This window comes from Flavobacterium aquidurense, assembly GCF_001404985.1.
Taxonomy (GTDB): domain Bacteria; phylum Bacteroidota; class Bacteroidia; order Flavobacteriales; family Flavobacteriaceae; genus Flavobacterium; species Flavobacterium aquidurense_B.
Genome location: NZ_JRLF01000009.1, coordinates 136,433 through 155,965, shown reverse-complemented (window position 1 = coordinate 155,965; position 19,533 = coordinate 136,433). Strand labels below are relative to the sequence as shown.

The 19,533-nt window shown below is 31.8% G+C and carries 22 protein-coding genes; 13 read left to right on the top strand and 9 right to left on the bottom strand.

What is annotated here, in order from left to right; all coding sequences use genetic code 11:
- The first annotated feature begins 21 nt into the window (after positions 1 to 21).
- The 7 genes from RC62_RS06735 to RC62_RS06705 all read left to right on the top strand — a co-directional run bounded on the left by RC62_RS06735 (position 22) and on the right by RC62_RS06705 (position 3,468).
- Entirely contained in the window at positions 22 to 318 is a 297-nt protein-coding gene (locus RC62_RS06735; protein ID WP_055093853.1) for a hypothetical protein, read from the top strand.
- A gap of 70 nt (positions 319 to 388) precedes the next feature.
- A complete protein-coding gene (locus RC62_RS06730; RefSeq protein ID WP_055093851.1) occupies positions 389 to 685 on the top strand; it encodes a hypothetical protein in 297 nt (98 codons plus the stop codon).
- Between the two features lie 28 nt (positions 686 to 713).
- Positions 714 to 1,004, top strand: coding sequence for a hypothetical protein (locus RC62_RS06725; RefSeq protein WP_055093849.1), 291 nt, complete (start codon positions 714 to 716; stop codon positions 1,002 to 1,004).
- 26 nt (positions 1,005 to 1,030) lie between these two features.
- Complete coding sequence (locus RC62_RS06720) at positions 1,031 to 1,327, top strand: PepSY-like domain-containing protein (RefSeq protein WP_055093847.1); 297 nt, start codon at positions 1,031 to 1,033, stop codon at positions 1,325 to 1,327.
- A 44-nt stretch (positions 1,328 to 1,371) separates the two neighbouring features.
- Complete coding sequence (locus RC62_RS06715) at positions 1,372 to 1,680, top strand: hypothetical protein (RefSeq protein WP_055093845.1); 309 nt, start codon at positions 1,372 to 1,374, stop codon at positions 1,678 to 1,680.
- A 12-nt stretch (positions 1,681 to 1,692) separates the two neighbouring features.
- Complete coding sequence (locus tag RC62_RS06710; RefSeq protein WP_055093843.1) at positions 1,693 to 1,989, top strand: hypothetical protein; 297 nt, start codon at positions 1,693 to 1,695, stop codon at positions 1,987 to 1,989.
- Positions 1,990 to 2,118: 129 nt separating this feature from the next.
- Positions 2,119 to 3,468 carry a sigma-54-dependent transcriptional regulator gene (locus tag RC62_RS06705; RefSeq protein WP_055093841.1) on the top strand — a complete coding sequence of 450 codons (1,350 nt, stop codon included), beginning with the start codon at positions 2,119 to 2,121 and terminating at the stop codon, positions 3,466 to 3,468.
- Here the strand turns inward: RC62_RS06705 and RC62_RS06700 are convergent.
- Together RC62_RS06700 and RC62_RS06695 are read right to left on the bottom strand one after the other, a co-directional pair.
- Positions 3,465 to 5,903 carry an ATP-binding protein gene (locus RC62_RS06700; RefSeq protein WP_055094506.1) on the bottom strand — a complete coding sequence of 813 codons (2,439 nt, stop codon included), beginning with the start codon at positions 5,901 to 5,903 and terminating at the stop codon, positions 3,465 to 3,467. The genes RC62_RS06705 and RC62_RS06700 overlap by 4 nt on opposite strands.
- Before the next feature lie 172 nt (positions 5,904 to 6,075).
- On the bottom strand, positions 6,076 to 7,977 hold the full coding sequence (locus RC62_RS06695) for a S9 family peptidase (RefSeq protein ID WP_055093839.1): 1,902 nt from the start codon (positions 7,975 to 7,977) through the stop codon (positions 6,076 to 6,078).
- Between the two features lie 292 nt (positions 7,978 to 8,269).
- Here RC62_RS06695 and RC62_RS06690 point away from each other — a divergent pair, with 292 nt between their 5' ends.
- From RC62_RS06690 to RC62_RS06665, 6 genes are all read left to right on the top strand, one after another.
- Entirely contained in the window at positions 8,270 to 9,382 is a 1,113-nt protein-coding gene (locus RC62_RS06690; protein ID WP_055093837.1) for an NAD(P)/FAD-dependent oxidoreductase, read from the top strand.
- A complete protein-coding gene (mtgA, locus tag RC62_RS06685; protein WP_055093835.1) occupies positions 9,382 to 10,155 on the top strand; it encodes a monofunctional biosynthetic peptidoglycan transglycosylase in 774 nt (257 codons plus the stop codon). Before RC62_RS06690 ends, mtgA begins: the two co-directional genes overlap by 1 nt.
- Complete coding sequence (locus RC62_RS06680; protein ID WP_055093833.1) at positions 10,145 to 11,101, top strand: lipid A deacylase LpxR family protein; 957 nt, start codon at positions 10,145 to 10,147, stop codon at positions 11,099 to 11,101. The genes mtgA and RC62_RS06680 overlap by 11 nt, the downstream gene beginning before the upstream one ends.
- 152 nt (positions 11,102 to 11,253) lie before the next feature.
- Positions 11,254 to 12,456 carry a hypothetical protein gene (locus RC62_RS06675; protein WP_055093831.1) on the top strand — a complete coding sequence of 401 codons (1,203 nt, stop codon included), beginning with the start codon at positions 11,254 to 11,256 and terminating at the stop codon, positions 12,454 to 12,456.
- A gap of 188 nt (positions 12,457 to 12,644) precedes the next feature.
- The gene (locus tag RC62_RS06670; RefSeq protein WP_055093829.1) at positions 12,645 to 13,391 is read left to right on the top strand and encodes a PIN domain-containing protein; all 747 of its coding nucleotides are present in this window, start codon (positions 12,645 to 12,647) and stop codon (positions 13,389 to 13,391) included.
- A gap of 48 nt (positions 13,392 to 13,439) precedes the next feature.
- On the top strand, positions 13,440 to 13,769 hold the full coding sequence (locus RC62_RS06665) for a YegP family protein (protein ID WP_055093828.1): 330 nt from the start codon (positions 13,440 to 13,442) through the stop codon (positions 13,767 to 13,769).
- 76 nt (positions 13,770 to 13,845) lie between these two features.
- Here RC62_RS06665 and RC62_RS06660 read toward each other — a convergent pair whose 3' ends face one another.
- From RC62_RS06660 to RC62_RS22705, 7 genes are all read right to left on the bottom strand, one after another.
- Positions 13,846 to 14,241, bottom strand: a complete 396-nt coding sequence (locus RC62_RS06660) for a helix-turn-helix domain-containing protein (RefSeq protein WP_055093826.1) — start codon at positions 14,239 to 14,241, stop codon at positions 13,846 to 13,848.
- 479 nt (positions 14,242 to 14,720) lie between these two features.
- Positions 14,721 to 15,749, bottom strand: a complete 1,029-nt coding sequence (locus tag RC62_RS06655; protein ID WP_055093824.1) for a hypothetical protein — start codon at positions 15,747 to 15,749, stop codon at positions 14,721 to 14,723.
- A gap of 56 nt (positions 15,750 to 15,805) precedes the next feature.
- Entirely contained in the window at positions 15,806 to 16,159 is a 354-nt protein-coding gene (locus RC62_RS06650; protein WP_157472393.1) for a hypothetical protein, read from the bottom strand.
- A gap of 21 nt (positions 16,160 to 16,180) precedes the next feature.
- Positions 16,181 to 16,588, bottom strand: coding sequence for a hypothetical protein (locus RC62_RS06645; RefSeq protein WP_245176799.1), 408 nt, complete (start codon positions 16,586 to 16,588; stop codon positions 16,181 to 16,183).
- A gap of 175 nt (positions 16,589 to 16,763) precedes the next feature.
- Positions 16,764 to 17,216: a hypothetical protein gene (locus tag RC62_RS06640; RefSeq protein WP_055093816.1), complete on the bottom strand. Its 453-nt coding sequence runs from the start codon at positions 17,214 to 17,216 to the stop codon at positions 16,764 to 16,766.
- A gap of 2 nt (positions 17,217 to 17,218) precedes the next feature.
- The gene (locus tag RC62_RS06635) at positions 17,219 to 17,818 is read right to left on the bottom strand and encodes a hypothetical protein (RefSeq protein ID WP_055093815.1); all 600 of its coding nucleotides are present in this window, start codon (positions 17,816 to 17,818) and stop codon (positions 17,219 to 17,221) included.
- 12 nt (positions 17,819 to 17,830) lie between these two features.
- Positions 17,831 to 19,474 (bottom strand): SMI1/KNR4 family protein, encoded by a 1,644-nt coding sequence (locus RC62_RS22705; protein WP_082421236.1) that lies wholly within the window; start codon positions 19,472 to 19,474, stop codon positions 17,831 to 17,833.
- Positions 19,475 to 19,533: the final 59 nt, after the last annotated feature.

Below are 19,533 nucleotides of genomic sequence, written 5' to 3'. Positions count from 1 at the left end.
AATAATTAAAATATACACATTATGAAAAATTTATTCTTATCAGCCGCAATTGTATTAGGAAGTTTAACTTCATTCGCTTCAACATCTCCAATTAAAAATACTATCGTTAAAACGATTTCTATTGAAGATGAATATACAGAAATTAAATTAGAAGAATTACCAGCTCCGATTGCTGAATCTTTGAAAAAAGCATATCCGGATGCAGTAATTACTAAAGCGTATAAAAACGAAAAATCAGAATACAAATTAGATGTTACCGTGGGTGACAAAGTAGGAAATCTTTTTGCTAATGCAGATGGAACCTGGATTAAAAAATAATCAGGCACTCTCGTGAACATCCGTATTAACAATACTAAAATAAAATTAACAACATTAAAATATAACTATTATGAAAAATCTATTTTTATCAGCCGCAATCGTTTTGGGAGGTTTAACATCATTTGCTTCAACTTCTCCAATTACAAATTCAATCGTAAAAACAATTTCAATTCAGGACGAATACACTGAAATTAAATTAGAAGAAGTACCAGCTGCAGTAACAGAAGCTCTTAAAAAAGCATATCCGGATGCAGTACTTTCAAAAGCATACAAAAATGCAAAATCAGAATATAAACTTGACGTTACAGTAGGTGACAAAGTAGGATCTCTTTTTGCTAATGCAGATGGAACCTGGATTAAAAAATAATTAAAACTAACCGTAAAAAACTATCACTATGAAAAAGTTAATCTTATCGGCAGCTATCCTTTTAGGAGGGTTGTCAATGCAAGCAGGGAATGTAGCCGTGACAAGTTCAATGGTTCAATCAGTAAACATTCAGGACGAATATAAAGAAGTTGATGCTGTTCCGGCAGCTATCAAAACATCGTTAGACAATGCGTATCCAGGTGTAAAACTGGACAAAGCTTATGTAAACGACAAAAAAGAGTATAAAATAGAAGTAACTGTAAGAGGAGAAAAATCTATTGTTTATACAGATGCTTCTGGTAACATTATTAAAAAATAATTAATTAACCCATAAAAACTATTATTATGAAAAAGTTAATCTTATCAGCAGCAATCATTTTAGGAGGTTTGTCAGTTCAGGCAGCTAATCCTGTAATAAAAGCTTCAGTGACTCAGTCAGTGATGATTCAGGATGAATTTACTGAAATTGGTACAGATGCTGTTCCGGCAGCTGTAAAATCAACTGTCGAAAAATCTTTTCCGAAAACAAAGCTTGAAAAAGCATATAAAAACGAAAAGAATGAGTACAAGTTAGAGATTTCAAGTGGTGAAAAAAAGTATACAGTTTATACTGATGCTTCAGGAAATATTATAAAAAAATAATCCCTAATTTTATCAGCTAATTATTAATTAAAAATTCAAACATTATGAAAAAATTAATTCTGTCAGCTGTAATTGTTTTAGGAAGTTTATTTATGAATGCAGAAGCTGCAATATCTAAAAAACCGAATTTGAATGTTGTTACATTTCAAGATGGTTATAAAGAAATTAAAGCCGATGCTCTTCCTGTAGAAGTAAAAGCTACACTTGAAAAATCTTTTCCTGGTTCTAAATTGGTAAAGGCATACGTGAATTCAAAAAAGCAGTATAAATTAGAAATTAATTCTGCCGGAGATGATAATGACAAGCGTTTTGTTTTTACCGACAGTAAAGGCGTTATCGCCGAGAAATATTAAAAAGATCGCAATATGAAAAAGTTAATTCTTTCAGCAGTATTAGTTTTAGGAAGTCTATCTACTTACGCAAGTAAGGAGATAACTCCGCAAGAAACTAAGACGGTTGTTACTGCTCAGGCAGAATATACAGAGGTGAGTGCAGAAGCTGTACCGCCGGCTGTAAAAACCGCACTGCAAACTGCTTATCCGGGAGCAAAATTGGACAAAGCATTTGTAAATGAAAAAAAAGAGTATAAACTCGAAATATCGGTTGGGGACCAAAAGGCTACTGTTTTTTCAGATGTCAATGGCAACTGGTTAAAGATATAAATTAGGTGAATTTAGATTTATGTTTTTGGTGAAAAAGAGATTGCAATACGCAATCTCTTTTTTTTTGCATAATTTTGTGAAAAGACAATTTTAATAGTCTTATTTTAGCAAAAAAGTCCCTAAAAACAAATGCCAAAGATATTACTCATAGAAGATGATATTTCGTTTTGCAAATTATTAGAAAAGTTTCTGGTAAAAAAAGCATACGAGGTAACAATAGCTTTCTCTGCTGCGGAAGCAAGATTAGCAATCAAAAAAGAATCTTTCGATTTAATTTTGACAGATCTTCGTTTGCCTGACTCTGATGGTATTGGATTAATGACTGAATTTAAAACTGCCTATCCTGAAATTCCCGTTATACTTATGACAGGATATTCAGATGTAAATACTGCCGTAAAAGCTATTAAAAACGGTGCAGCAGATTATATTTCGAAACCTTTTAATCCGGATGAGGTTTTGTTGGTTATTACAAATGCCTTAAAAGTTTCAGAAACAGAAGAAGTGACTGTTAAGGAAAAAAAATCTGTAAAGAAAACAGCAAATTCAAATACTGAAAATGAGTTTGTAAAAGGGATTTCTATAGCTTCAAAAAAATTATTAGATCATATTCATTTGGTAAGTCCAACAGATATGTCTGTTTTAATAATTGGAGAAAGCGGAACCGGAAAAGAAATTATTGCAAAGAGTATTCACCAGCAAAGCTTAAGAAAAAACAATAACTTTATTGCGGTCGATTGTGGAGCTATTCCTAAAGAATTGGCAGCAAGTGAATTCTTCGGGCATTTAAAAGGATCTTTTACAGGAGCGATCAGCGACAAAATGGGATATTTTGAGGCGGCTAATGGCGGAACTCTTTTTTTAGATGAAATAGGAAATCTATCCTACGAAAATCAAATACAGCTATTAAGAGCACTTCAGGAGCGCAAAATCAAACCTGTAGGAAGCAATAAAGAAATTAATGTTGATATACGTATCATTACTGCTACAAACGAAGATTTACGTGAAGCAGTTAAAAACGGTGATTTTAGAGAAGATTTATATCATAGAATTAATGAATTCTCGATTCAGTCTCCATCATTAAAAGACAGAGATGAGGATTTAATGGTTTTTGCCGATTATTTTCTGGAAAAAGCCAATCAGCAATTGAATAAAGATATCATAGGCTTTTCGCCGGAAGTAGTTACTATATTTCAAAATTATAATTGGCCCGGAAATTTGCGTGAACTTCAAAATTGTGTTAAACGTGCAACACTTTTAACCCAAGGAGATTTTATAAAAAGTGATGTTCTTCCTGTTGAATTTTTTCAGGTTCAGAAACAGCAAACTAACAGTGGGAATTTCTCTTTGTCTGAAAACGAGAAAGAAGCTATTATTCATGCCTTATCAAAAGCACAGAATAATAAATCTGAAGCGGCAAAACTACTTAAAATTACCCGCAAGACGCTTTACAATAAATTGAAACAATACAATATAGATTAAGCGATTTCTTTGCTTAAAGCGGCGAAAAGCAGATCTGTTTTTGATTTTAAAACTTTAAAAATATCTTTTAAATCAGAAGTGTCCAGATTTTTGCTTTCTAAAACCTTTAGGATTTCGCCAATTTCGCGCGCCTGAATTTGTTTGAACATTGGTGCAATTCGATGAGCAATAGAATTTACTTCTGCTGTATTTTTATCTGATATTGCATTTTCCAGTAAAGTCAGATTCTCGGTACTGCTTTCTATAAATGATTTTAAAACCTCATGAAGCGCTTCATTATCATTGCCTAAAAACTCTTTTAAAGTTTCAACAGAATATAATTTAGTACTTGCCTGTTCTTCATTTTCATTAATAGCAACATTGGGTAACGTATCATTTTCTAAAATAAGATGAATCGTTTCCAGTAATATTTTATGCGAATACGGTTTTTGTATTACCGTTGTAAAACCAGCTTCATTATAAACCGCGGCATCAAGATCTGTTCTTCCGGTTAAAGCAATTACAGGTTGGTTTTTATAAGTTGAATATCCGGAATTTTTTAATTTTTTGAGGAACATAAAACCATCCATTTCCGGCATTTGTATGTCTGTAATCACAAAATCAAAGTTCGTGTTCTGAATTGCTTCCAGTGCTTTTATAGCGCTATTAAAAGATAAAACCTGATGTTGTTCTTGTCTTAAAACGCCGCTTGTAAGGTTTAAAAGATTAATATCATCGTCTAAAACTATGAAAGTTTGCTTTTTGGTATTGCGAATCACAGGTTTTTTAACTTCTGCAACTGAGTTTTGGCTGTTGTCAAATTGTAACGGAAGCTGAATCTCAAAAGTACTTCCTTTTCCAAAAGTGCTTTCCAGTTTTAAATCTCCGCCTAAAATTGAGATTATTTTTTGGCATATAGACAATCCTAAACCAGTTCCACCGTATTTTTTTTCAATGTTTTCATTTGCTTGTGCAAATTCTTCAAACACTAATTTCTGGTTTCCTTTCTCAATTCCAATTCCTGAATCCTGAATTGTGATGGTGAATCTTTCCTCATGATCCGTATAGGCACTTATTTTTATAAAACCTTCTTCAGTAAATTTATAAGCATTACCTATAATATTACTCAGGATTTGTTTAAGACGAAAAGGATCGCCAACAATTCTGGTATTTAGTTTTTCATCTACATTTATAATAAGATCAATGTCTTTTTGTTGGTAGACCGTCTGAATACTTTTAGCAACTTGATCTATAATTTCAGGCAATAAAAACGGAACCTTTTCGATGGCAATTTTTCCGGCTTCAATTTTAGAAAAATCTAGTAAATCCTGAACCAATTGTGTGATATATTCAGATGAATTTTTAATATTCTTGATAAAATAAGACTGTTTGCTGTTTACATCAGAATTGCCCAAAAGCTCAGAATATCCTACAATTGTGCTCAAGGGTGTTTTTAGATCGTGACTTACCGTAGAAATTAATTGTTCGCGGCTTTTAAGTAAATTCTTGGTTTTGAAATTGGCAATTTCCAGCTGTTTTTTATACACTTGAGATTTTGAGTAATCACTCACAATTAAAATCGAGAAAAACAACGTAAGAACCAAACCAATAATAGCCGAAGCCGTTACGATCTCGTTGACTTTTTTAAGTGATTTTTCTTTAAGCGAATTGTTTTTTATCGAATTGATGATAATTTCTCTTTCGATAATTCGAAGTACTTTACGAAGTTGATCAGAAATTGCAATTTCATTTTTCAGCAATTTATTCTCTTCAAAATTCAGGGATTCTTTTTTCTTTTCGGCCTTCAGCTTTACGTTGCTGAGCAGTTTTTTTGAATTCGCCAAAATCGAATCCGAAGCTTTTTTACTTAATGTATTTGTGCTGTCGTCCGGAATATTCTGATTGAGATAATCAACGTATTTTTGAAGCACATTTCGCTGATAACTTCCTAACTGATTGGGGTTTTTGTTAAAATCCTGAAGTTCTAATTTTCGAAGCTTGAACTCCATTTTAGTAATTTCATCAATAGCAGTATTGACCGATACTTCATCATCGGCTTTATTTTTTATGGTTTTTAATTGTCTGATATTCTTCGTTTTTTCAGACAATAAATATGTAACACTATCTAGTAATGTTTTCTGGTATTGTGTAGTAACGATTTGCTTTAGAGTATCGATCCTGGATTTTAAAGAATCGGTTTCTATGATATAACTTTTAAAATCCGCTTCAGAGTTCGTCTGGATTGTTTTTCTTGCTAAACTTTCGGTTTTATAAACATTCGAAAATAATTTACTAACTCTAAGAATCTTAGTTTTTTCGAATGCAATTTTATCTTCTAATTTATTATAAACCACATTTTCAGAATATAAAAACCATCCCACGGTAACGACCAAAGCCAGCAATGCAACATAACTGAAAAGCACTTTAATAGGCATGTAACTTTTTTTGCTCTCCATAAGTGGTGTAGGGATTTTTAAAGGTTTTATACTTGGAAACTCCTGCAATTTATTCAAAATTTCTGTTTTAGAAATACAAATAAATGCTAATGTTTTATATAATTAGAAGTTCTGGAAAACAAAATAGCCGTAGATTATATAAAATCTACGGCTATTTATTTATTATTGTTTGTTATAGTGTCTCGTCTAACCATTTAAAAAATTCACCTTGCCAAACCTGAGCATTTTGTGGTTTTAAAACCCAGTGATTCTCATCCGGGAAATAAACGAATCTACTTTTGATTGCTCTTAATTGAGCAGCCTGAAAAGCTTCTTGACCTTGCCCGATTGGTACACGGAAATCTTTTCCTCCCTGAAAAATCAAAATAGGTTTGTTCCAGTTTTGAACCAAAGTTGCAGGATTAAAAGTAGTATATGCTTTTTGCGCTACAGCATTATCTTTTTCCCAATATGCACCACCAAAATCCCAGTTGTTAAAGAAAACTTCCTCAGTAGTTCCTAACATACTTACCGTGTTGAAAACACCATCATGAGCAATAAAAGTTTTGAAACGGTTTTTGTGAATTCCGGCTAAATAAAACACAGAATATCCTCCGTAACTTGCACCCACACAACCTAAACGAGATTTGTCTACATAACTTTCTTTAGATACATCATCGATTGCAGAAAGGTAATCGTCCATAACTTGTCCGCCCCAGTCTTTACTGATTTTTTCGTTCCATTCAACACCATGTCCCGGCATTCCGCGACGGTTTGGCGCTACAACTACATAACCTTTTGCGGCCATTAATTGAAAATTCCAACGGAAAGAATACGATTGTGTCAATGGGCTTTGTGGTCCTCCCTGACAGAATAATAAAGTTGGGTATTTTTTTGAAGCGTCAAAATTTGGAGGTAAAATTACCCAAACCAACATTTTTTTACCATCGGTTGTAGTAACATAACGTTTCTCCGTTTTGCTAATTGCTAACGTTTTGTAAGTTTCTGTATTAACATTCGTCAATTGTTTCCAGCTATTTTTCTTTAAGTTAAAAGAATAAATTTCCGGAGCGTGATTCATATCATTTCTTGTAACGATGATGTCATCGCCAGAAAAACCAACTAAATCATTTACGTCAAAATCTCCATTTGTTAACTGGCGAACTGTGATTGCAATTCTGGTTAATCCAGGAAAGTTTACTGTAAACAATTGTTTTGTACCATCAACCGGAGCGACAAAAAATACATTTTTACCATCTTTACTCCAGATAAAATTATCTACAGTTCCGTCCCAATTTGCCGTTAAGTTGGTTTTAATTCCTTTAAAATCAACAATAATGTCATTTTTATCAGACTCATAACCGTCGCGCTTCATTTGCAACCAGGTTAAATTTCCTGTTGGAGAAAATTGTGGAGCCGTATCGTAACCTAAATTTCCTTCGGTTCTGTTTATTGTTTTTTGAGTCTCTAAATTGTACTCATAAATATCCGTATTTGTAGAAGTCGCATATTGCGTTCCTGCTTTTTTCTTGCAAACATAAACAATGCTTTTTCCGTCTGGAGACCAGATATAATCTTCGTCGCCGCCAAAAGGTTTTTGCGGAGAATCAAAATTTTCACCTTTCAAAATGTCAATTCCGGTTGCGCCGTCTTTGTTTTCTTTATAAAAAACGTGGTTAAATTTACCTTCGTTCCAGGTATCCCAATGACGATAATCTAAACCGTCATAAATTTGAGCATCAGATTTGTCCAGTTTTGGATAAAAATCTTTACCTAAAACCTTGTCTAATTTTACTTCTTCATTGTAGACTAAAAATTTTCCGTCAGGCGAAATGTTTTTATCGGCCAAGACATCTTTAGTATCTTTAATTTCAGTTGCATTACCACCATTTACAGGTATAATATAAAATTTAGAAGACGACTTGTTTTCCTCGATTGAAGGAGTTGAAACCTTAAAAACAACATTTTTCGCATCTTTTGAAAGTCCAAGAGCACTTACTCTTCCTAATTTCCATAACAACTCTGGCGACATTACATTTTGTCCGATAGCGTTTAAACTCATCATTATTAAGGTTGTAAATAATACTTTTTTCATAATATAATTCTAATATTCGTGGGGCTAAAAATACGAATATAATTTAGCAAGTAAATGTTAAAAAGTATTAAACTGTTTAAACCATATAAGTGATATAAATACATTTAATCTCAGCGAAATGATAAAAGTTTGTCACAGATTGCGCAGATTAAAATGATTATTTTCTAAATGACAGAAAATTAAAAAGCTTTTAAAATTATTTTTAATCTGTGACTAAAAAATAAATACTCCATTGAACTTATATCACTTATATGGTAAAACAAAAATCAGTATTTTTATAAAAAATTGACAAATGGAATTAAGTTATTGGGAACTTAAAAATTGGTTTACAAATGTTGATTATACTATTGTAGGCAGCGGTATTGTAGGTTTGCATGCGGCATTGCGCTTACGCGAAAGATTTCCTGTGGCTAAAATCCTGGTGTTAGAAAAAGGAATGCTGCCTCAAGGCGCGAGTACAAAGAATGCTGGTTTTGCTTGTTTTGGAAGTCTTTCTGAAATTCTGGAAGATCTCAAAACACATTCAGAAGAAGATGTGGTTACTCTTATTGATAAACGTTGGAAGGGTTTACAATTACTCCGTAAAAGATTAGGAGATGCTGCAATAGATTTTAAACCTCATGGCGGTTACGAATTATTCCTGAAAGAAGATGAAACCGGATTTAATGATTGTATTTCGAGATTGCCTTTTGTCAATGAAGTTTTGAAACCACTTTTTAAAGCCGACGTTTTTTCTAAAGAAGTGGATCGATTTGGATTCGATAATATTCAGGAATATCTAATTTTTAATCCGTTTGAAGCTCAGATCGATACCGGAAACATGATGCAGGAATTAATGCGACAAGCCGTGTCTGAAAATATTTTAATCCTGAACCAGCAAACTGTAACTTCATATGCTGACTTAGGAAATCAGGTCGAAATAGTGTTGAACGATTTTAGTTTTAAATCTAATAAAATACTTTTTGCCACAAATGGTTTTGCAAATGCAATAACAAAAGGAGCAGTCCAGCCCGCAAGAGCGCAGGTTTTAATTACAGAACCTATTAAAAATTTAGATATTAGAGGCACCTTTCATCTGGATCGCGGATATTATTATTTTAGAAATATAGGTGACAGAATTTTACTGGGCGGAGGAAGAAATTTAGATTTTGAAGCCGAAACGACAACTGAATTTGGACAGACGAAAATTGTACAAAATAAATTGGAGGATTTACTTAAAAATGTAATTTTACCAAATCAGGAATTCCAGATAGCGCATCGATGGAGTGGTATTATGGGAATAGGAAATAGTAAAAGTCCTGTTGTTGCACAACTGTCTGAAAACGTGTTTTGTGGAGTGCGTTTGGGCGGAATGGGAGTAGCAATTGGGAGTTTAATAGGAACAGAATTAGCAGATTTAATATAATGGCAGTAACCAAAAAACCGGCACCAAAAACAACCGCAAACAAACCAAAACCAAAAACAGCACCCAAAAAAGGCAATCGCTCTTTTGGCGAAAAAGTAAAATGGTTTTTTATAAAATTATGCTTATGGTTCTTCGGAGTCTCGATTGCATCAGTTGTATTCTTTAAATATATTCCGGTGCCTTTTACACCTTTAATGCTCATTCGGGCCATAGAAAATAAATTAGATGGTAAAGAAGTTTATTTTGATCACGATTGGGAGCCAATTGAGAAAATTTCGATGAATTTACAAAAAGCGGTAATCGCCAGTGAAGACGGAACTTTTCTAAAACATAATGGTTTCGATTTTAAAGCACTTCAAAAAGCCTATAAAAGCAACGAACGCGGACGCCGAATTCGTGGTGGAAGTACAATCTCGCAACAAACTGCCAAAAATGTCTTTTTATGGCAGGGAAAAAGCTATTTCCGTAAAGGTTTAGAAGCATATTTTACGGTTTTAATAGAGCTTATTTGGGGTAAGGAACGTATTATGGAAGTTTATTTAAATAGTATCGAAATGGGAGATGGGGTTTACGGCGCTTATGCCGCAACAGAACATTGGTACCGTCGCGATGCATCGAGTTTAACAGCCATGCAGGCAGCCGGAATTGCAGCCATATTACCTAACCCAAGAAAGTTTAAAGCAACAGGCTCTTCAAGTTATATTAACAGAAGAAAACAACGAATTGTTCGTGAAATGCGTTCTGTTGGAAAAATAAATTATAATGCGAAATAAAAAATCTTTTATTGCGCTTTTTCTATTGGGATCAGCTTTGGCTTTTGGACAGGCAAAAACCTCGGAAATTGGGTTTATTTCTGATAATGATCTATATACATCGTCAAAAAATGATATGTATTATACAAACGGTTTAGAACTTTTCTACCGTTTTTTATCGAAGAATAACAACGAAAAAATCAACAAGAAAATAACCGAATTCCGCATTGGGCAATACATTTATAATCCAAGGTTTATTAATGAAACAGCTGTCGATATAAATGATCGTCCGTTTACAGGATATCTTTTTGCCCAAGCAGGAAGAAGTTTTTTCTACCAAAGTGAATCTGTCTTAAAAACAAATTTTCAGTTAGGTTTCATGGGACCGAATGCTTTGGGCAGAGAAACTCAGGAAAGTTTTCATCATATTATAGGTTATAAAGAAGTTTTTGGGTGGGAAAATCAGTTGCATAATGCTTTTGCCATTCAGGCGCGTGTAATGTATTCGAAGAAAATGTTTCCATCAAAACATAATGATTTTATAGACCTGCATTTTCAGTCAGAAGCCAATCTGGGAACTATTTTTGACGGGATTTCTACCGGATTTCTAACCAGAATAGGTTTTAAGAAATTACTCCCTATTTATGATTCTAATTTGCACGATGCTTCGATAAGTTTGCAGCCACAATACAATATCAGGGAGTTTTACTTTTATGCAATGCCAAGTGTCAATTACCAATTTTACGACGCAACGATTCAGGGAAGTATGTTTAGCAATACAAGTCCGGTAACTTTTGATCTGGAACCGCTTCGTTTTAATGCCGAGTTTGGTTTAAAGTACAGACACAATAATTTCAATATGTCTTATTCATTTATCTATCGAGGCAGAGAATTAAGAGATCCCGAGACGAATACAAATTCCGGTTATTTTTATGGATCAATTAGGTTTGGATATTTATTGAACTAGGTTTTTAAAAGTCGCTAAGGTTCTAAGTTGCTAAGAAACTAAGTTTTTGGTTGATGTAAATAGAATTAAACTTTAATATAATGTAGTTGGCGTGATATTTGATTTTTTTACTATGCTGGTTTTTAGATATCCATTAATCAATAATGTCCAATATGATAAAAAAGTTAAATCGATTAGCGCATCCTGTTTTTCTTGTTTCGTTATTTATTCTTTTTTTAAATGACCTGATATTAAAAACCGTCTTTCATAATAACCTCACCGGAAAATTATCTGATTTTTCAGGACTTCTTGCTTTTCCGTTTTTTTGGACAGTACTTTTTCCAAAAAGAAGCAAAGAAATTCATATCGCAGTAGCTTTATTTTTTGTATTTTGGAAAAGCCCTTTTTCAGAAGCTTTTGTAAATTTCTTTGGTCTTTATCGTGTTGTAGATTTTTCAGATAATATGGCCTTGGTAAGTATTCTGGTTTCGTTTTGGTTATTAAAGCAACAATCTGTCCTATATAAAGTTCAGCCCGTTTTTCTGAAATTGATTTTTCTTCTTTCTTGTTTTTCTTTTGTTGCAACTTCAAAGCCACAGGAACCTGAAACGTTTGAGGATGGTTTTTCATATTTGCATCTGAATAACGAAACCGATAAAAAAATAACGCTTTTAATAAATTTTAAATTTTCTGAAAATGAAATTGCTACGTATAAAAACCAGCAGATTAAAATTCTTATAGATAATTACAAAAGATTTATTAATCAGGATGAAAAAGAACATCGATCAGTTTTTAAACCATCAGATTCGCTACAAATTGTAAAGGAAGTAAATGATGAATGGCTGTTACGACAAAAATATAGTATCATACGCTCGATTATACTAGATAAAGGAGATGAACAATATGTAGTATTGCCTTTGCATGGTAACGATATATCAATTGGCTTTCCTAAAGATTTTAAAATTTCAATTTTAGTTGATAATAATAAATTACTAAAAAGCTATGATAAAAAAGCATTTTTCAGTAAAACAGAAAACAAAAAATTAAACGAATTTTCCAGAAGAGAAATGTTTAATTTAACTTTTGGAAAGAAAAAAGAACCTTTAAATATTGCTGATTCTTACGGTAAATGGGAATCTGATAAAAAAGTCGATTTTAATAAAATAGAAATCAATTCTAATTATTTTATAAACGACAGGAATGGCGAAGTTTATGATTGTAATTATAACAATGACACAATTCTTGTTCATTCTCCTAATAAAATATATTTAGGAATAATTAAAAAAGCAACAAAAGATCGTCTTGTGATTTCGTGGGATAATGAACCAGATTTGACTTATGTCAGGTCTAAAAAGCCTCCGGTTTTGGGGCGTTAATTTTTTATGAGACGTATTTGATTTGGGTGTGGAGAATTGTTTTTTTTGAATCTGAAGTTGCAAACATACACTATCTTGAAAACAATATTGTTAGTTTTTAATTTAATATAAAAAATATAATTTAATTTATTTTGTAAGAATTTTTCTTTATTTTTGAATCTAATTTATTGTAAAATAATATAAAAAACATGAAGATACTTATTGATACTAACATATTTTTAGATTTCTATCGTTCTAATGGTACTTCAATGCATATTTTTAGTACTATAATTGAAAATATAGATCATTTTATCTTAACTGATCAAATAATTCAAGAGTTTGAAAGAAGTAGAGAAGGTGTTATTAAAAGTGTACAGCAAAGATTTCAAATAGAATCGAAACTGGAAAATTTCTCTAGCTCATATCTTCAGAATTTGGAAGAGTTTAATGAATTAATTAAAATACAAAAGCTTTATGTTGCACAACAAAAGATAGTTAGTTCAAGTATCGCAGAAATTCTAAAAGATTCAACAAAAGATCCAATTGCGAATTATTTCAAAGAATTTGTAAACGAATCATTAAAAAAAGATAAAGTCCTCTATACAACAGATGATATTGTGAGTAAGGCAGTAAAAAGAAAAAATATTGGAAATCCTCCTACTTCTAATAAATTTTCTCTTGGAGATGAAATTAACTGGGAAATAATTTTAGCAAATATTCAAGAGGATATAATTTTAGTTGGCCGTGATAATACTTACACAAATAATCTGACTTTTTTACAAAAGGATTATCATAAACAAACAGGTTATGATATTATAGATTTGACAGAAAGGATATCTGTAGCTTTGGAAAGAGCTGGAATTAAAACAACCGAGGCATTAATAAAAGAAGAAGATAAAGTTATAGATGATTTAAAGCATTATGATGATTTTTGGAAATATAAAGCTGTAGAATAATTACCTTTGAAACTAAAACTTTACTGAATATAATATTACTTATATAAAATGGGAAAATTTGTAATTACAAGAAGAACTAACGGAGAATTTCAATTTAATTTAAAAGCTAATAATGGTCAAACTATTCTTTCAAGTGAAGGTTATACTACAAAAGCTGCTTGTACAAATGGAATAGAATCTGTTAAAACTAATTCGCAAGATGATAGTAGATTTGATAGAAGAGAATCTTCAAATGGGAAACCTTATTTTAATTTGAGAGCTTCAAATGGTCAAATTATTGGGTCAAGTGAAATGTATGAAAGTACTTCGGCTAGAGAGAATGGTATTGAATTCGTAAAAAAAAATGCTATAGACTCAATAATTGATAGTCAAGAATAATTAAACGAATTTAATAAGAAATCAAAAAAGCCACTCTAAAATTTTTAGAATGGCTTTTTTAATTTTATGTAAATATTTACTTTTCCTTCAATAATTTCTCTAAATACTCGACTTTTTCTTTTTCGGCAAGTACTAAACGTTCGTAAAGTTCAACCACTTTATCAAGCGGATTAAAGTTACAAATAGAGCCACTCTCGAATTTTCCAAAGTTTCCGGGGCTATCGTTGAAAGTATTAAAATAAGTGATCATATTTTCTTCTGAAAAACTTTTTATTGCTTCTGCTGTTACACCAAGTGCTTTTGCTACTTCAATTAGTTTTTCATCATCTATGGTTTCGCTGTTTTCAATGGCAGATATCGTTTGTTGACTCATGCCCAAAGCTTGTGCCAAAGCTTCTTGTTTCATATCTCGTAGTTCACGAATACGGCTAATTTTTCGCCCTATATGATTTTGTTTTGTTGCTATGCTCATAGTTCAAAGGTATTTAAAATTCTTTTACAAAATAGATTTTGGTAAAAAACCAAGTTGTTCGTGTACGATACAATTTTGTGTCGTTTTGCGATAAGTAAAAATACAATTTTTCTTATGAAGAATGCAATTTGAAAATTGCTGCTTTCTTGTGATTGTATAATTAAAGCAAGATTATTTAATTAACATTTCTTACAAAAGAATGTCTTTTATAAAATCAAAAACCGTATTACAATCAAGTACTACGGTTTTAGTGTCAAGCTTTTGGGTATTTTTATTTTAAAGTAGGATCTGTTTAAAACCTTTTATAAAATTTGTTTTATATTTTCTAAAAGGTATATTCTTTATTGTAGATAAAGAAAATCATTCCTACAAATATAGGAAAAAATAAATAGACTTAAGTTTTATCTTGAATTTATTTTCTAATAAACATTTTAATTTTAAGATATATTTTAATTGTTCTAATTTTTTTAGATATGAATTTAATGGCGATTGTCGCATTGTATATAAATATCTTCGTTTGACTTGTCGATTATTGAAATTGCCGGACATCCAAAAGATTCGTATTGAAAACCAAACACAACCTCAGGCTTATTATTAAATAGTTTACCTGTATATTGATCAAATGAGTTATCTCCATTTTCGCCATTGAGTGGGGCAGGAGAGGTGCCTTCGCTTTGGGTGTAAACCTTATCGATTATGATTTCTTTGGTTTTAGAATCAGTTATTAAAAGGCGTCTGGTATAAATTATTTTATGGCTGTCAAGATAATCTTGTAAAAAATACTGATGGCTTTCTGTTGTATACGAATAAGTGTTGCCGGGAATTGTGTTTTTTAATGCAGTGATATCTTCAGCTTTCATGGGTTTAGAAGGATATTCTTTACGCGCAATTTTTTTCCAGACAATTGGTTTTAATGGTTCTTTTGCAAACGGGTTTTCTTTTCCCGCATAAACGATCACATTCGAATAATAATCACCAAATCCGTTTAAATTTTGTTTGCTGATTTCAAAACCAATCATATAATCGTATCGGCGATACGGCCAATCTTCTTCAGATGAATAACCATTTATCCATGCGGCAGTTTTCAGGTTTTTTATTGCAAATGATGCCAGTTTGTTTTTTGCATAATCATAAACAAAAAGAGAATCAGTTTCGGATGTATTTGTTTGGGATAAAAAATGATTTCTGTATTTTTTATCTAAGGTGAAATATTTTGAAGCGCTCTTTTCCATTTTTTCAATATTGGGCAAAGCGAGCGTGTCTGTTGCCGTATCATTTAAATGATAAATGTCTGAAAAAGATACAAAAGCCACATCTGTGCTGTCTCGATAAGTAAGGGTAAATAGATTTATACTTTCTTTTCTGGGCGCTTCTTCGGCTTGTTCAGCATCATTTTGTGCTGTTGTAGTTTTGTCAGGATGAACATTGTTTTTAGTTTCTTCTTTTTTATTGCAGGATAAAAGTAAAAGAAACGAAGCGCCAAGAAGTACTGGTATTTTAAAGTTCATAAACACGATGTAGATTTAAGGTTAGGTTTTGGTAACTAGTTTTGTTTTTATTTGTTTTATTTCGAAATCAGGACTAAAAAATAGATGATCGATGCTATTAAGAGAATCAACGCAATAGTAAGCAATACATCATCTTGCATCGTATTCAGGCTTTTTTTAGCGAGATAAAAACGGTTGAATAATAAACCAATTTCATAGCAAACTAAAAATGCGATTATCGTTAATATTCCATACAATCGTTCTAATCCGCCGCTTCCGCTAAATGCCCCTTCGTGTGCAAACCAGCTAACAATTACAACCAAAGGAACAATTAATAATGTCGATTTTATAACAATTGGACTGCCTTTCCAGAACAGTAATACAATCAATGCGATTATGGGTATTAATAACCAACGGAGTAATAGTGTCATAGTCTTTCGTTTTTACTTACATTAATTGGGTTCTATTTTAGTGATGTTTCCGGTATTCTTGTTGAAGGTAATTGTTTTGTTTGGCCCTCCGTAAAAAAGTGTGAGCGTGAGTGTGCTATCTGTTTCACTTTTGAAAATGATATCTTTTGCTGTTCGGATTTTCACATCTAAATTATCATTCATAAGTTCGCGATCAGTACTTTTAAAGATTCTTTTTTCGATCACGCCATTTTTTTCTATTACTTCAAGCCACGGCGATGCCATTGCACTATAACTTACAATTTGTGCCCGATATCTTTCATTTAGATTTTTATCGATCAGTAATCCTAATGATGTAGTCGAAAGAATCCACGCATAAAAAGGCATCATCATGGGTAAAATGCTTAGTATTATGGATATTATTATTGCTGCCAAAAGTAATTTTGCCATAATTTTTTTCCAGAACACAACAATTACCAAAAAGCTTGTTGCAAACCATAGCCAAAATAAAATAACATCACTATAATAACCACGCAAACTAATAAGTTTAAAATAATACAAAAAACAATTTATTGCCAGAAGCAAACTGAGAATCAGGTAAGTTCTAAGTATTGTTATATGTTTTTTAGTTAGGTTCATGGCTTTTTGAAATATAGTTTAAAGCAATTATGGTGACAGTTGATACAACCAAAACCGGCAAAATCGAATTCGAAAATGTATAAAAAAGTTCTTCTTTAAAAGTATATGTGCTCCAGGACGATTCGCGATCTACAAAAACGGTATGGTTCCAGAAGAGCCAAACTAAAATTAAGATTATAAGTTCGATTGTCCTTTTTAAATATAAGTTTTTTATTAACGAAAGTGCAAGAAATAAGAAGGTTAGGAAAAAAGTTGTCAATAAAGACATTAAAATAGCTTCTTCTATAAAACTACAATCCATACAGCCGCTTGAAATATTTTTAGAAAATTTTCCCACTGCCCAGTAGATTTCTATAAAAGTGCTTGTAAACAGAAGTAACCCAACCAGAATATATTTCTTTAAAAAAAAGATCAATTTATTTTGAGAAATTGATTTCATATTTATTTATCTGTTTTTAGATTCTCGATATAATTTTCGACTATTTCTAAAAATTTATCTTTGGTTAAAAAGCGTTTAAAGAAGTCTTCTAAAGTTCCTTCGTTTTCAATTTCCTGAAAAAAAACTTCATGATCTGTTCCGTAAACTGTTGGATTTTCAGGATTAGGATCTGTGAGACAAATAAAATATTGATCCGGAAATCCGTAGGAATAGCAAATACACATAAATTCTAAATCTCCGCCAGTAACAACTTCCCTTATTTCACTTTCTTCTACAAGTCCGTCGAGTTCATCAAAATCCTCTGAACCTTTTTTGAATGGTGTAAACAAAAAGTTCCTGAAAAAAGCCTGACCATATGGAATTTCATGATCAGAGAAAAAATGATCCAGTAAATTATTATAAAATGCTTTTTTGCTGGCTACATATAATGGCAGATTATTTTTGTAAAACTCGTCAACACCATACAATTCATCTGCAAAATCGTCTGGATATAATGGATGTTTGAATTCAATAGATTCTAAATCTTCCTGTAATGAGTTTCCTTTTATGTTGTTAATATTTCCTCCTAATTTCTGAATTTGAAGGAGTATTTCTTGTTTCATATGTTTTGTTTTCTAGCTTCCGCAAGCAATGTAGCAAGTTGGCAGTTCGTTAATAATTTGAGGATTCTCATCTGTTCCTTCAAAAAACACATGATCTCCCAGTTCTTTATTTGCCTGCTGATTATGTGCTTTTAGCAAAAATTCTAATGCAGTAAAGTATTTTTGATTATCTGCTTTTACTTTAGCTAAAATCTCGACCTGATGTTCTGTTTCATTAGGATATTTGTCGAAAACGTCTTTGTCTTCATCAATTAAAGTTTCATTTTCTAATAAGTCAGCAGTTTTTGTTATCCAGCTCATGTACTCAATCTGAAGCTCCGGAACATCAAAAACAATTTCATTTGGTTTCCAATTCTCATCGGTTTTGTAAATTCTTTTTTGATATTCGATAACTTCCTGATTGAATTCTTCAGCATTGTCATAGAATTTTTTCGAAAAAACCCAGGCAATATTATTTAGCGTCATATTTGATTTAGGAATGTTTACAGGCGTAATTGGGTTTAATTCTTCGATACACCATTTTTCATAATTTTTTGCTGTTTCGTATCCTAACAAAGCACTTGTTTTAAAATATGGCAGCGCTTTGTCTTTCTCATTTTTATGATAATAGGCATAACCAACCCGAAAATTCCATAACATATCCTCTTTTCCATTTTCGTTTTCAGTTAAAAGAATTTTAATCGCTTTTTCATATTCTGAATTATTGTTGTAAGCGCGCCCTAATAGATTTTTTAATTCATAGTCTAATTCAGATTCAGGAAGCGATTCAATTTTCTCAATTATTTTTGTGTGCTTGTCTGAGTCATGCCATTTAATTAATTGTTCAGTAAGTTCTGATTTTTGTTCAATTACTTCTGTTAGAAAATTTATCCTGATATTGTTTTCTCTTAATTTCTTGATTATTTCCTCGTTTAGATCTTCTTCAGAAAGTGCAAGAAATAAATAGTTTTCATCAATTTCAGGATGAATTACAGAAAAACTGTTCATTTGATTTTTTAGTTCCTCATATCTTTTATCGTTTTCTCTCACAAAACCTGCAGTAACTTTGTTAGGAGTTAACCATAGCCAGCTATTTTTGTATTTGCTTTGATAATTAGCGTATCCACTATTGAAATAATCTGGTTCTGAGAATTTAATCTCCAGAATATTTTCGAGCAGTTTTGCTGTATTTTCGATTGAATCATTTGTCTCAATGACCAATTCATTCTCTATGTCCAGTTCTAAAAGTTCCAGATATTCTCTAAACGATTCAGCAATTTTTTCCTGATTATCGCATTCAATGTCAATGAAATAAACTTTAGGGTTTTCTTTGTTTTCTCTGTAATCTAAACAAATATACCAATGGCCATCTCCGTCTAATGGTACAAGTCCGTCAAGTTCAAAACTCACATATTCTTTCGATTCTTCCCAGTCAAAATCAGTTAAAGACGGAAAGTTAGGACCAATTCCGTTAATTATTTCTTGAGGTAATTCCGGAAATTTATACCGAATATATCCACCATTTTGAGTCTTCAGGATTTCTACTAATTCTTTTGGCAATTTAAAACCAATTTGCTTTTCTGCATTTTCCAAAATATCATCTGTAAGCTCAGGCTGAAGATAAGGCAGGTATACCGGAACTCTCCAGATGGTTTGTAGTTTTTTCAGGTTCATCATTTACGTTATTGCTTTTACTAGTTTACGGCTTTATTCAAAAATATAAAATCTATATGAAG

Excerpts from the sequence above, each read along its gene's own strand:
- RC62_RS06650 (WP_157472393.1), bottom strand. The coding sequence starts at position 16,159 with ATGACACTATTACTCCGTTGGTTATTAATACCCATAATCGCATTGATT.
- RC62_RS22705 (WP_082421236.1), bottom strand. The coding sequence starts at position 19,474 with ATGATGAACCTGAAAAAACTACAAACCATCTGGAGAGTTCCGGTATAC.
- RC62_RS06675 (WP_055093831.1), top strand. The coding sequence starts at position 11,254 with ATGATAAAAAAGTTAAATCGATTAGCGCATCCTGTTTTTCTTGTTTCG.
- RC62_RS06670 (WP_055093829.1), top strand. The coding sequence starts at position 12,645 with ATGAAGATACTTATTGATACTAACATATTTTTAGATTTCTATCGTTCT.
- RC62_RS06700 (WP_055094506.1), bottom strand. The coding sequence starts at position 5,903 with ATGGAGAGCAAAAAAAGTTACATGCCTATTAAAGTGCTTTTCAGTTAT.
- RC62_RS06660 (WP_055093826.1), bottom strand. The coding sequence starts at position 14,241 with ATGAGCATAGCAACAAAACAAAATCATATAGGGCGAAAAATTAGCCGT.
- RC62_RS06695 (WP_055093839.1), bottom strand. The coding sequence starts at position 7,977 with ATGAAAAAAGTATTATTTACAACCTTAATAATGATGAGTTTAAACGCT.
- RC62_RS06640 (WP_055093816.1), bottom strand. The coding sequence starts at position 17,216 with ATGAAATCAATTTCTCAAAATAAATTGATCTTTTTTTTAAAGAAATAT.
- RC62_RS06635 (WP_055093815.1), bottom strand. The coding sequence starts at position 17,818 with ATGAAACAAGAAATACTCCTTCAAATTCAGAAATTAGGAGGAAATATT.
- RC62_RS06645 (WP_245176799.1), bottom strand. The coding sequence starts at position 16,588 with ATGGCAAAATTACTTTTGGCAGCAATAATAATATCCATAATACTAAGC.
- RC62_RS06705 (WP_055093841.1), top strand. The coding sequence starts at position 2,119 with ATGCCAAAGATATTACTCATAGAAGATGATATTTCGTTTTGCAAATTA.
- RC62_RS06715 (WP_055093845.1), top strand. The coding sequence starts at position 1,372 with ATGAAAAAATTAATTCTGTCAGCTGTAATTGTTTTAGGAAGTTTATTT.
- RC62_RS06730 (WP_055093851.1), top strand. The coding sequence starts at position 389 with ATGAAAAATCTATTTTTATCAGCCGCAATCGTTTTGGGAGGTTTAACA.
- RC62_RS06725 (WP_055093849.1), top strand. The coding sequence starts at position 714 with ATGAAAAAGTTAATCTTATCGGCAGCTATCCTTTTAGGAGGGTTGTCA.
- RC62_RS06690 (WP_055093837.1), top strand. The coding sequence starts at position 8,270 with ATGGAATTAAGTTATTGGGAACTTAAAAATTGGTTTACAAATGTTGAT.
- RC62_RS06720 (WP_055093847.1), top strand. The coding sequence starts at position 1,031 with ATGAAAAAGTTAATCTTATCAGCAGCAATCATTTTAGGAGGTTTGTCA.
- RC62_RS06665 (WP_055093828.1), top strand. The coding sequence starts at position 13,440 with ATGGGAAAATTTGTAATTACAAGAAGAACTAACGGAGAATTTCAATTT.
- RC62_RS06680 (WP_055093833.1), top strand. The coding sequence starts at position 10,145 with ATGCGAAATAAAAAATCTTTTATTGCGCTTTTTCTATTGGGATCAGCT.
- mtgA (WP_055093835.1), top strand. The coding sequence starts at position 9,382 with ATGGCAGTAACCAAAAAACCGGCACCAAAAACAACCGCAAACAAACCA.
- RC62_RS06735 (WP_055093853.1), top strand. The coding sequence starts at position 22 with ATGAAAAATTTATTCTTATCAGCCGCAATTGTATTAGGAAGTTTAACT.
- RC62_RS06655 (WP_055093824.1), bottom strand. The coding sequence starts at position 15,749 with ATGAACTTTAAAATACCAGTACTTCTTGGCGCTTCGTTTCTTTTACTT.
- RC62_RS06710 (WP_055093843.1), top strand. The coding sequence starts at position 1,693 with ATGAAAAAGTTAATTCTTTCAGCAGTATTAGTTTTAGGAAGTCTATCT.